General features: G+C 73.3%; 6 protein-coding genes. 4 read left to right on the top strand and 2 right to left on the bottom strand.

Features of this window, described 5'->3' with window-relative positions; translation table 11 throughout:
- Nucleotides 1–51: 51 nt before the first annotated feature.
- Entirely contained in the window at nt 52–1,893 is a 1,842-nt protein-coding gene (locus ACQPXD_RS02155) for a sigma-70 family RNA polymerase sigma factor (RefSeq protein WP_432834273.1), read from the top strand.
- A 2-nt stretch (nt 1,894–1,895) separates the two neighbouring features.
- Complete coding sequence (locus tag ACQPXD_RS02160) at nt 1,896–2,282, top strand: hypothetical protein (protein WP_432834275.1); 387 nt, start codon at nt 1,896–1,898, stop codon at nt 2,280–2,282.
- A gap of 1,438 nt (nt 2,283–3,720) precedes the next feature.
- On the opposite strand, the gene ACQPXD_RS02165 is transcribed toward ACQPXD_RS02160, so the two are convergent.
- Nucleotides 3,721–4,911, bottom strand: a complete 1,191-nt coding sequence (locus tag ACQPXD_RS02165; protein WP_432834277.1) for an MFS transporter — start codon at nt 4,909–4,911, stop codon at nt 3,721–3,723.
- Nucleotides 4,912–4,986: 75 nt separating this feature from the next.
- Between ACQPXD_RS02165 and ACQPXD_RS02170 the strand changes: the two genes are divergently transcribed.
- Nucleotides 4,987–5,931 (top strand): TIGR03557 family F420-dependent LLM class oxidoreductase, encoded by a 945-nt coding sequence (locus ACQPXD_RS02170; RefSeq protein ID WP_432834279.1) that lies wholly within the window; start codon nt 4,987–4,989, stop codon nt 5,929–5,931.
- Here the strand turns inward: ACQPXD_RS02170 and ACQPXD_RS02175 are convergent.
- Entirely contained in the window at nt 5,911–9,789 is a 3,879-nt protein-coding gene (locus ACQPXD_RS02175; RefSeq protein ID WP_432834281.1) for an HD domain-containing protein, read from the bottom strand. The genes ACQPXD_RS02170 and ACQPXD_RS02175 overlap by 21 nt on opposite strands.
- A gap of 238 nt (nt 9,790–10,027) precedes the next feature.
- On the opposite strand from ACQPXD_RS02175, the gene ACQPXD_RS02180 reads away from it, so the two are divergent.
- Nucleotides 10,028–11,368 carry a ricin-type beta-trefoil lectin domain protein gene (locus tag ACQPXD_RS02180; RefSeq protein ID WP_432834283.1) on the top strand — a complete coding sequence of 447 codons (1,341 nt, stop codon included), beginning with the start codon at nt 10,028–10,030 and terminating at the stop codon, nt 11,366–11,368.
- Nucleotides 11,369–12,101 lie beyond the last annotated feature (733 nt).

Here is a 12,101-nt window from a genome sequence, read left to right on the forward strand (position 1 = left end):
TATTGACCCTGCGCAGCCGCGTCTCCTCAATAGGTTCGACAGGAGGCGCTGATGAGCACGGCCACGGTGATCGCGGCGAGGGCCGGCGACCAACGGGCACTTGATGCCCTGGTCGGCGAGTACCTGCCGCTCATCTACAACATCGTCGGGCGGGCGCTGCAGGGGCATGCGGACGTCGACGACGTCGTGCAGGAGACGATGCTGCGCATTGTCGACGGCCTGCCCCGGCTGCGCGAGCCGGACAGCTTCCGGTCCTGGGCGGTCGCGATCGCGATGTCCCAGGTCCGCGACCGGCACCGCCGCCAGGTGCAGGCCCCGCTGGTCGGCGACCGGGCCGACCCGACCGACACCGCCGACCCGGGCGCCGACTTCGCCGACCTCGCGATCACCCGGCTGCGCCTGTCCGGCCAGCGCCAGGAGGTCGCCGAGGCGACCCGCTGGCTCGACCACGACGACCGCGAGCTGCTGTCGCTGTGGTGGCTGGAGGCCGCCGGCCAGCTCGACCGCGAGGAGGTCGTCGAGGCGCTGCACCTGACCCGCCAGCACGCCGCGGTCCGCATCCAGCGGATGAAGGCCCAGCTGGACGCGGCGCGGGCGGTCGTGCGCGCGCTCGCCGCCCGGCCCCGGTGCCCCGAGCTCACCGCGGTGCTGCACAGCTGGGACGGCCGGCCCAGCGCCCTGTGGCGCAAGCGGCTGGCCCGGCACACCCGCGAGTGCCGCCAGTGCGACCGCAGCTGGGCCGACCTGATCGCCGCCGAGCGGCTGCTGGCCGGCGTCGCGCTGGTCCCGGTGCCGTTCGTGTTCGCCGCCACGGCGGCCGGCACGGGCACGGTCGTCGCCGGTGCCGCGGCGGCCGGCGGTACCACCGCCAAAGCGGGCGGGCTGAAGGCGCTGTTGTTCGGCTGGGTGGCCGCGTCGAAGCCGGCGCTGGTGGGCGTCGCGGCGACGGTCGCGCTCGCCGGAACGGCCGGCGCGGTGTATGTCGCCACGCAGGGCGAGAGCCAGCCGGTCGTCGCCGCGGAGGCGCCGTCTTCGTCGCCGTCGGCCGCCCAGCCGCTGCAGGCCCAGAGCGTGCCGGCGCCCAGCGCGCCCCCGCCGAGCAGCGCGCCGCCGACCCCGACGCCCTCGAAGACCACCGTCGCCGCCCTGCCGCCGGCCACGAAGAGCGCGAAGAAGGGCGTGAGCACCAACGACAAGTTCGGCGCCAACAACGCGCCCGCGCTCAAGGACGTCAAGGCCGCCTGGTACTACGACTGGTCGCCCAACCCGGTGGCGACCGTCTCCGGCGTCGAGTTCGTGCCGATGGTGTGGAACGGCGACAACCTCAGCGCCAACCTGGCCAAGGCGAAGGCCAACGGCAAGACCCTGCTCGCGTTCAACGAGCCGGATCTCAAGGAACAGTCGAACATGACCCCAGCCCAGGTGCTGGACCTGTGGCCGCAGCTGCAGGCGACCGGCCTGCGGCTGGGCAGCCCCGCACCGGCCTACGGCGCGGACACCCCGGGCGGCTGGTTCGACCAGTTCATGACCGGCATCAAGGACCGCGGCTACCGGGTCGACTTCATCACCCTGCACTGGTACGGCGGAGATTTCTCGGCCAACGCCGCGGGCCAGCTCAAGACCTACATCCAGAACGTCTACAACCGCTACCACCTGCCGATCTGGCTGACCGAGTACGCGTTGATGCGCTTCGACAACGGCACGGTCTACCCGTCGACGGATCAGCAGGTCGCGTTCGTCAACAGCTCCACAGCGATGCTGCAGGGGCTGTCCTACGTCGAGCGCTACAGCTGGTTCCTGCTCTACACCAGCAAGTCCGGCGACACCGGCCTCTACAGCAACGGCACCACCCCGACACAGGTGGGCGCCGCCTATCGAGCCGCAGGAGGATGACCGTGGACGCGAGATCGGCTGGGGCCGCCACACTGCTCGGCGCCCTCAACGACGCCTGTGAGGATTTTCATCGGTACGGCCAGCAGGTGGCCGCCACGCACGGCCCCCTGCACTGGGAGCTGATCGGCCGGATCGGCCCGGGCGAGGCGCCGTTCGCGCTGGTCGGGGTGGTGCTGCGCTACGAGCGCACCACCGTCGACCTCGGCGTCGACGTCTGGGTGCGGGAGGGGGCGTTCGAGGTCAGCGGCTACGGCACGGTGGACGGCCGGCGGCTGCTGATCGACCTGCCCGACGTCCTGACCGACGACATCGACGAGGCGATCGCCGCGCTGCGCGAGTACACCCGCCGGCTGTGCTCCTACCGCAACGTGCTCGACGAGGTGGCCTGACTAGCCACGCGCGACTTCGTCGCTGTCGCAGGCGTGCGTCCCAACGCTTGTGGGCGGGCGCGGGCGGCGATCAGGTCCCACCCGTCGGGTGCTGCGCGCCGCGCAGCGCGGCGTAGCGGCCGGAAGTCTCCGTGATCATGCGCAACGCGGCATCGACACGGCGGTTTTTCATGATCGTGGAGTGCTGATGTACCCCCGCGTACCACAAGTCTCCGGGATCATGGTAAACCCGGTGTGCGGTTACCGCGGGCATCATGATCACGGAGACATATGTCCGGCTCGGCCGCGCAGATCGGAGGTTGCGCCCGGCGGGTGCGACATCCGCAGCGTCCGCGCCGTCCCGCCCCGCCGCGCGGCCCGGGGGCGGCGCCGATGATCGCTGTGCCCCACCGTCCGCCACCGACGCCCAGCATGCGGCGGCCAGTTGGCCATCGACCAGCGCGGTCGGGCGAGGGGCTCATACGTCGCGCGAGCGGACGTGACCCTATCGCGCCTGCGGCGCGGTGGTTGGGGTTTTTTGTTGCGCCTTTGGCGCGTTTGGTTGCGGCCGATAGCTAGCCACGCGCGACTTCGTCGCGGCGCTGTGCCTGGGGGGTTCCCACCCCAGACCCCCCATGGTCGCTGCGCGGCCACTTTTGCTGCGCTTTGCGCCCCTGGCGTCTTGGGTGCGGTTGCTTGTTGCGCCTGCGGCGCGGTGGTTGGGGTTGCTTGTTGCGCCTTCGGCGCGTTTGGTTGGGGTCCGTAAGCTAGCCACGCGCGACTTCGTCGCGGCGCTGTGCCTGGGGGGTTCCCACCCCAGACCCCCCATGGCCGCTGCGCGGCCACTCTGCGCTGCGCTTTGCGCCCCTGGCGTCTTGGGTGCGGTTGCTTGTTGCGCCTTCGGCGCTGGGGTTGGGGTTTTTGTTGCGCCTTTGGCGCGTTTGGTTGCGGCCGATAGCTAGCCACGCGCGACTTCGTCGCGGCGCTGTGCCTGGGGGGTTCCCACCCCAGACCCCCCATGGCCGCTGCGCGGCCACTTCTTGCTGCGCTTTGCGCCCCTGGCGTCTTGGGTGCGGTTGCTTGTTGCGCCTTCGGCGCTGGGGTTGGGGTTTTTGTTGCGCCTTTGGCGCGTTTGGTTGCGGCCGATAGCTAGCCACGCGCGACTTCGTCGCGGCGCTGTGCCTGGGGGGTTCCCACCCCAGACCCCCCATGGCCGCTGCGCGGCCACTCTTTGCTGCGCTTTGCGCCCCTGGCGTCTTGGGTGCGGTTGCTTGTTGCGCCTGCGGCGCGGTGGTTGGGGTTGCTTGTTGCGCCTTCGGCGCGTTTGGTTGGGGTCCGTAAGCTAGCCACGCGCGACTTCGTCGCGGCGCTGTGCCTGGGGGGTTCCCACCCCAGACCCCCCATGGTCGCTGCGCGGCCACTTTTTGCTGCGCTGCGCGCCCCTGGCGTCTTGGCGGCCTTAGCCTGTTGCGGGGCATGGGTGGTGGAAGCGGGCTATCAGTAGGGCGATCGTGCCTAGCGCTGCGGTGGCCATGCCGCATACCACGAATGCGCGGGCTGGGCCGGCTGCCTGGACCAGGGGTGCGCCCAGGAGTGTGCCCAGTGGGGTGGAGACGACCAGCACCGCGCCGCGGGCGGCCAGGGCCGGGGCCAGTCGCTCGGCGGGCACGGCGCGCTGGAACAGTGACACGCTCGCGGTGGGGTAGGGCGCCCAGGCTAGGCCGGCCAGGGCCAGCGTCAGCAGGTCCGCCCAGCGCGGCAGGCCCAGGCCCAGCGGCGTGAGCAGCAGGCCGAAGGCGATCACCGCGCCGATCGCGGCCGGCCACAGTGGCAGCCGGCGCAGGTGTCCGGTGATGATCGCGCCGGTGACCGCGCCGATGCCGAAGGAGGTGTACAGCAGGCCGACCTCCGCCGCCGTCGACGCGAACAGCGGCACGGCCACCGGGATCGGGCCGAAGAGCAGGAAGAACCAGAACGACAGCACCATGAGGCCGAGCAGGTGCCGGTCGCGGCGGATGGCGGCGAGCCCGGCCGAGCAGCGATCGCGGCGCGGTCGGGCGGCTCGGGGAGGTACCGATAAGAAAGAAACGGCGAGGACCGCGAACGTCGCCGCGTCCACCGCCAGCACCGCCGGCGCGCCCAGGGCGCCGATCAGCACCCCGGCCAGCACCGGGCCGGCCACGGTGGAGGCCTCGGTGATGACCGTGAGCAGCGCGTTCGCCGCCAGGTGCAGGTCGGCCGGAAGGACCTGCACGACGAGGGTGTACCGCCCGGCCGAGCCCCACGCCGACAGCAGCGCCGAGGCGGCCAGCAGCGCCGCGTATCGCCCGATGGTGAGCGCGTGCGCGTAGGCCAGCACCGCGATGGCGCCGAGGAAGACCGCGCGCAGCACCGCGTCGAGGGCGGCCAGGTGGGCGCCGCCCCGCCCGCGCAGCAGCGGCGCCAGCCCGATCGCGCCGACCGCGCCGGGCAGCGTGTACGCGGCCACGGCCAGCCCGACCCACAGCCCCCGCTGGTGCGCCGGCGCGTACTGCAGCGCGAGCCACCCGATCGCGACCGCGCTCATCCCGTCGCCGACCGCCGAGAGCGCCAGGCCCGGCACGAGCCGCCCGAAGACCCGGTCGCGAACCACCGGCCAATAGGGAGACATCGATTGATTCTGTCCCATGGGCTGGCCCTGGGTCGACAACTGCGTAACCCACGCCACAGCGGGTAAGCGGAGCACATGGTGAAATTCGGGTACACGATGATGTGCGAGCAGAGCGGCCCGACCGAGCTCGTCGACCACGTGGTGCGCGCCGAGGCGGCCGGCTACGAGTTCGCGGCGATCTCCGACCACTACAACCCATGGCTGACCGAGCAGGGGCATTCGCCGTTCGCCTGGTCCGTCCTCGGCGCGGCCGCCCACGCCACCCGGGACATCGACCTGATGACGATGGTGACCTGCCCGACCCGCCGCTACCATCCGGCCGTGGTCGCCCAGCAGGCGGCGACGATCGGGGTCATGTCGCGCGGCCGCTTCACCCTCGGCCTGGGCGCCGGGGAGAACCTCAACGAGCACGTCGCCGGCGCCTGGCCGCACCGCAACCAGCGGCACGAGCTGCTCGCCGAGGCGATGGAGATCATCCAGCCGCTGCTGGCCGGCGAGACGGTACGCCACTCCGGCACCTACTACGAGGTGCCCGAGGCGCGGCTGTGGGACGTGCCCGAGGACGGCGTACCGGTCGTGGTCGCCGTCTCCGGCGAGGAGTCGCTGGAGATCGCCGACCTGGCCGACGGTACCGTCTCGATCTCGCCGGACCCGTCGCTGCGCCGCCCCGGCAAGCCGTTCTTCGGCCAGGTGGCGCTGTGCTACGGCCGCGACGAGGCGGAGTGCCGCAAGCGGGCGCTCGACCAGTTCCGCTGGTTCGGGCTGCAGTGGCCGGTCATGGCCGAGCTGCCCGACCCGCGCGCGTTCGACGCGGCCGCCTCATTCGTCACCGAGGACGACGTGACCGCCGCCATCCCGTGCGGGCCGGACCTCGACAAGCACGTGCAGGCGGTGAGGAGGTACATCGACGCCGGCTGCACGCACATCGCGCTGCTGCAGATCGGCGGCGACCACCAGAACGAGTTCATCGAGTGGTCGCGCGCCGAGCTGCTGCCCGCCCTAAACGCCGCCGGGGCGTAGCCGGGGCAGGCGGGTGTCGACGTCGGGCACGGAGTAGCCCAGCGCCCGCAGCCGGGTGCTGACCTCCTCGATCGGCTTGCGGATCTTCTGTGCCGCGGCCAGCAGGTGGTTGAGCGGCACCGGCTGCCCGGCGTCCAGCCACGGCCGCGAGCCGTCCAGGTCGGTGCTGGCCAGCAGCAGGTCGTTTGGCTTGACCGACTCCACCGCGATGCTGCTCAGGTCCACGTCGACGGTGTAGCCGAGCGTCTCCAGCCGGGCGGCGATCTCGTGCACGGGCCGGCGCACCCGGCGGGCCGCCTGCAGCAGGTGCGGCAGCGGTACCTGCTCCTCGAGGTCCAGCCAGGGCTGCGATCCGTCCAGGTCGCGGCTGGTGATGAGCAGGTCGTCCGGCTCGACCTGGTCCAGCGACGGGCCCGCGCCGTGCAGGCTGACCGCGTATCCCAGGAACGTCAGCCGGGCGGCGATGTCGTGCACGCTGCGCCGGGTCCGCTGGGCGGCGCGCAGGATGCGGATCGTCGGCACCGGCTTCATCGGGTCGAGCCAGGGGTCGGAGCCGTCGAGGTCCTCGCTGGTGATGGTGAGGTCGTCGGGCTCCAGGTGATCGATGAGAATCGCGTCCGGGTCGATGTCGACGCGGTACCCGCACGCCGACAGCCGGGCCGCGACCTCCCGCAGCTCGCGGCCGGTGGACTCGGCGGCGCGCAGCAGGTGGATCAGCGGGACCGGGCGCGAGGAGTCCAGCCACGGCTGGGAGCCGTCCAGGTCCCGGCTGGCCAGCTGCAGGTCCTCCGGCTCCAGCTTGACCACCTCGATCGCGTCGAGGTTGCCGCCCAGCCGGAAGCCGAACGAGCGCAGCCGGGCCACCACCTCGGCGACCGGCCGCGCGCTGCGCTCGGCGGCGCGCAGCACGTGCACCGGCGCCACCTCCTCGGCGAGGTCCAGCCACGGCGACGTGCTGTCCAGGTCGCGGGAGATGATCACCAGGTCGTCGGGCTCGGTGACCAGCGAGTCCCAGCCGCTGTCGAGCTGGTAGCCCAGCAGGGCCAGGCGGGCCGCGGTCTCGTCGGCCGGCAGCGTCACCTTGTGCGCCGCCCGCAGCAGGTGCAGCAGGGTGACCGGCTCGCGCGGGTCCAGCCACGGGTGTGAGCCGTCGAGGTCGCGGCTGGCGATGATGAGGTCCTTCGGCCCGAACTGCTCCAGCGGCAGTACCTCGACGTCGACGTCCACGGTGAAGCCCAGCTGCCGCAGCCGGGCCACCACCTGGTGCACCGTGCGGCCGCTCTTGTGTGCCGCCCGCAGCAGGTGGACCAGGTGCACCGGCTGGTCGGGCTGCAGCCACGGGCGGGTACCGTCCACGTCGCGGCTGGTGAAGATCAGGTCGTCGGGGTCGACGCCCACCGTCTCGGCGCCCACCGAGGGCTCGAATCCCAGCGCGTCGATCCGGGCCGCCACCTCCGGCGCCGACCGGCCGGTCTTGCGGGCCGCGCGGACCAGGTGTACCAGCGGCACGATGTCGACCGGATCGAGCCACGGCCCGGTGCCGTCCACGTCGACGCTGAGCAGCAGCGCGTCGGACGGCCGGGCGCGCAGCGCGCGCTTCCAGTCCGGCCCCGGCTTGAGCACCTTGCGGTAGCGCCCGCCCGCGGCCAGCGCGGTCAGCCGCCACTCGACCAGCTCGTCCGGGCCGCCGACCGGCCCGTCGTTGGCCACGAAGCAGCCGGTCACCGCGGCGTCGACGGTCTCGCCGTCCATCTCCCACTTGCCGTGGCCGCGCTCGATCGCCTGCTCGAAGATCAGGTCGGCGACCAGCGGGCGCACCGGGGCGAGGCGGCACAGCCAGTCGTAGCCCAGCAGGGTCGTGCCCGGCGCGGTGAGGGCCGGCACCGCCTCCCAGAGCAGGCGGTCGACGTCGTCCTCGCGGTACGCCAGGATCTTCGTCCGGTCGACCGACAGCCGCGGCGCGAGGTCGCGGTTGAGGTTGACCACCGCGCCGAAGATCTCCTTGCCGGCGTAGAGGCCGTCGGCCAGCAGCGCGCCGTTGCCCCGGCACCACCAGACCCGCGACCCCTCGGCCGCCACGACGCCCGGGCCGACGCCCTCCTCCTCGTCGTCCTCATCGTCGGCGGCGCTGGCCGCCGCGGACAGCTCGCCGGGCGCCCAGTGGTGGCTCTGCACGCCGTCGGCGGCCTCGGTGGCGAACTCGGCCACCCAGAGCAGCTTGCGCAGCTCCTCCACCGAGCTGACGGTCACCCCCTCGCGCAGGTGCAGCCGGACCGTGGTGCCGGTCTCGGTGCCGGGCCCGAGATCCTGGATGCGGAACAGGCTGCCCGGCCCGGCGATCGACACCCGCAGCCGCTCGCCGGCCTGGCCGTCGCGGCCCATCCGGCACGTCTCCACGGTCAGCTCGTCGGCGAGCATGAAGTAGCTCAGCACGCCGATGCCGAAGCGGCTGTTGGGGTACAGCTGCACCGGCGGGTCGAGCCGGGCCCACTCGGCCTGCTCCTCCAGGAACTCGGGCAGGTCCGCCAGGCGCACGCCGGCCTGCGAGAAGACCTCGCTGAGCTCGCGCACGCCCATGCCGATGCCGTTGTCGGAGCAGTCGAGATACGCCCGGCCGTCCTCGTCGAGGCCCTGCGCGAACCGGATCCGCCCGTCCCAGGGCAGCTTGCGGTCCTGCGCGCGGGTCAGGTACTCGGTGCGCGCCTCCCGGTAGCGGCAGGCGTCCAGCGCGTTCTGGTACAGCTCGCGGATGGCGAGGGCGGGGTCGCCGTAGAGCTGCTCGCCCATCAGCAGCTCGCGGACCCGGTCCTCGGCGAGCCGGAAGCGCACGCCCGCCGACTGGTAGGCCGGGACCCCGTCGCGCACCAGCGGCCCGACGTCGTCGGTCGCGGCCCGGTTGGGCAGCTGGCGCAGCGCGACCAGCGACTCGTCGCGCGCCGCGGCCCGCTGCGCCTCGGCCAGCAGCTGGTTGAGCGTGTCGATGTGGGCGCGGAGCGCGACCTCGATCGACGGGTGCGCGCAGGCGGCGCTGAGCACCAGCGTCGCGCCCCGCGGCTCCCACCGCCCGTTGCGGACGGTGTCGAGGACCTGCCCGGCGGTGACCGGGTCGCCGATGCCCAGGTGCTCGCCGACGACCTCGGGCAGCACCGTGACCTCGATCGCCAGCCCGCGGGCGATGGCGAGCAGGAAGGCGACCAGCCGCTCCCGGACCTCGCCGTTGTGCGCCAGCAGTGCCTCGGGCCGGTCGTGCCGGTTGAGGAAGGCCGGGTCGGCCCGGATCGCGCGGAGCATCTCGGCCGTGCGCGGGTCCTCCGCGGCGCCGGTCAGCGTGGCGACGGTGGCCGGCAGATAGGCCTGCGGGCGGCGCCCGATCCACCGGTGCAGCAGCCACCAGCCCAGCTCGGCCGCCGTCTCCCGGCGCCCGGCCCGGATCGCGGCCAGCGCCCGGCGGTGCGGCTGGGCGTAGGTCTGGGTGAACCGCTCGAACGCGGCCCGGTCGCTCGTCGCGTCCTGCGAGGGCTCCAGGTCGCCCGGCTCCACGCCGCGCTCCTGTGCGGCGAGGCCGGACCAGAGGGCGTCATGCAGCAGCGGTACCGTCACCAAGAGCGACGCCTCATCGCCGGTCAGCGTCAGGTCCGCCGGCAACAGGTCGATCAGCCGCCCCACCTGCCGCGACATGCGCGCGGCGAAGTCGTCGTCCTGCCACGGATCGTCACCAAGCGCCCCGGCGGATCGCTCCCGCGCCGCTTGGAGCCGTTGGGCTAGCGTGACGGCTCGATCACGGTAGGTCTGCGCGTGCGCAACGCGATCCCACACCGTATGCTCCGCGACGATCGTTCCCCAGACCTGTGGCACCATGCGGGAAAACTTACCGGCCGACCGCAACGCGCTGCGCCCAATACCCCTGCGTGAGTTCGGGTTGTGACACGCATTGGACTTATGGCCGCTCGCGCGTTGTCGGTCAGGCAGGCTACGGTGCTCCGGTCACCACCGGCGATTGAGGGGGTAAGGCGGCATGTCCGTCGATGGAGACGGGAAAGACGCGGGCGAATCGGGCGGTTTGCCCCCCGCGGCCTCGCCCCGCGCTCGCCACCGCGTGCCACCCACGGCGTCGGCGGCGGTCCCGGTCCTGCCCGAGCCGTTCACCCCGGCGAAGCCGACCATCCCGCAGATCCCCCGCCAGCGCCGCCCCGACGGCCCGACGGCGGTCGCGACCGCCGCGATCCCGGCCGCCGGCACCGGCACGGTGCTCGAGGACGACGACGATCCCGACGCGCCCGACCCGGCGACGGTGGGGACCCTGGGCGGCGCGGCCCGCGCCGACCTGGCCGAGACCGCCGAGATGCAGAATCTCGAGTTCATCGTGACGCTGCCCGGCACCGACGTCACCAACGACCCCGACGTGGCCCCAGCCGCGGAGCCCGAGCCGGAGGCCGTTTCCGACGCCGCTGCCGAGGAGCCCGCGCCGCCGGCGGCGGATCCGGCGCAGACCGCCGAGATGGAGGTCGTCGACGGGGAGCTGATGCCGGCCGGCCCGACGGTGCCGGCCGACGACTCGCCTACCGTCGCCGACTATCCCGCGCCCGCCCTGGCCATCGTCGCCGAGGACGACGACGAGGACGGCGCGTATCGCGGCAGCCGCCGCAAGGGCGCCCCGTGGCGGCGCTACCCGATGGGCGCGGTCGCCGTCGCGGTGCTCATCCTGCTCGTCACCGGCGCGGTGAGCTTCCAGCTGGTCAACAGCGGCGGCTCGGGCGGCGGCCGGGACAACGCCCTGCCCGCCAGCGTGCCGGGCGTGAACCTCTCCGACATGCCGGAGCCGGTCGGCGGCGCCGCGGCCGACCCGTCGCCGGAGGAGGAGTGGACCCCCGGGGTGACCGTGGCAAACCCGGGCGGTCCCCGCTCGCACCCCGCCTCGGCCCTGCCGCCGTCCGCGTCGACCTCCCTCGCCGCCTCGGCCGACGTCCCGGGCGCGCCCACCCCGACCTCGGTCGCGACCACGGCGGCGCCGCCCCCGCCCGGGCAGCCGGTCACCACGGCCCACTTCTCGCTGTACAGCTTCCAGCCGCGGTACAAGAAGTGCCTGGAGTACCGCAGCGGCCAGGGCAACCAGACCGTGATCGACAACTGCGACACCAACACCAACCAGGTCTGGAAGATCCACGGCGACGCCACCAAGGGCGCGACCATCACCGCCGACAACGGCTACTGCCTGGACGTCCAGAACGCCGGCACCGGCAACGGCAACGCGGTCTGGATCTTCCCCTGCAACAACTCCGTGGCCCAGACATTTGTGCGCCGCTCGGACGGCCGCTGGCAGAACCCGCACGCCGGCCGCTGCCTGACCGCCGCCAACAACGGCACGGGCGCCGGCACACAGATCGTCATCTGGGACTGCAGCAACAACTTGATCAGCCAGCTCTGGAGCGTCGCCTGAGGCCGGTTCCCCCGGGGGTCATCGCCGTCCTGGTCCGCGGCTCCTAGCGGCCGGCCGGCCCGGGCCGCTGCGACGCGAGTTCCGCGACGGCTTCGGCGGCAGGATCGCCCGCGACCGCGCCGCCGCGCCGCTCCACCGCCGGGTTCAGCACCAGAGCCGCGGGCGGGCTGGGCCGGCGTTGGCACGCCGCGGGGCCCTGGCCGCCTGTGCTGTGATGCGCGCCCGTCCCGCGGGGAGGCACGAATGCGGCGGTCGCGGCGGGCCGCTTCGCGCAGCGGGCCGCTGCGGGGCGGGGCGGGCCGCTTCGCGGGGCGGGTGCTTCGCGGGGCGGGTGCTTCGCGGGGCGGGGCGCTGTGGGGCGCTCCGCCGGACGCGCCGCTTCGCCGGGCGAGGCGCTGCGCTGCGGGGCGAGGCGCTGCGCTGCGGGGCGAGGCGCTCTGCGCGGCGGGGCGAGGCGCTCTGCGCTGCGGGGCGCTGCGGGGTGGGCCGCTTCGGGGCGGGCGCTTGCTTCGCGGGGCGGGGCGCTGTGGGGCGGAGTGCTTCGCGCGGCGGGGCGCTGCGGTGCGGAGCGGGGTGCTTCGCCGGGCGAGGCGCTGTGGGGCGGGTGCTTCGCGCGGCGCGGTGGCGCCGACCCGACTCGCGACCATAACGCTCCACGATCATGCGGCACGCGGCGCCGTTCACCCACTTTTTCATGATCGTGGAGCGGAAACGTACCTCCTGGTACCACAAG

Origin of the sequence: Dactylosporangium sp. CA-092794, assembly GCF_050948465.1 — a bacterium.
Taxonomy (GTDB): Bacteria; Actinomycetota; Actinomycetes; order Mycobacteriales; family Micromonosporaceae; genus Dactylosporangium.

Coding starts and splice junctions, on each gene's coding strand:
- ACQPXD_RS02175 (WP_432834281.1), bottom strand. CDS start 9,789: ATGGTGCCACAGGTCTGGGGAACGATCGTCGCGGAGCATACGGTGTGG.
- ACQPXD_RS02170 (WP_432834279.1), top strand. CDS start 4,987: ATGGTGAAATTCGGGTACACGATGATGTGCGAGCAGAGCGGCCCGACC.
- ACQPXD_RS02165 (WP_432834277.1), bottom strand. CDS start 4,911: ATGTCTCCCTATTGGCCGGTGGTTCGCGACCGGGTCTTCGGGCGGCTC.
- ACQPXD_RS02155 (WP_432834273.1), top strand. CDS start 52: ATGAGCACGGCCACGGTGATCGCGGCGAGGGCCGGCGACCAACGGGCA.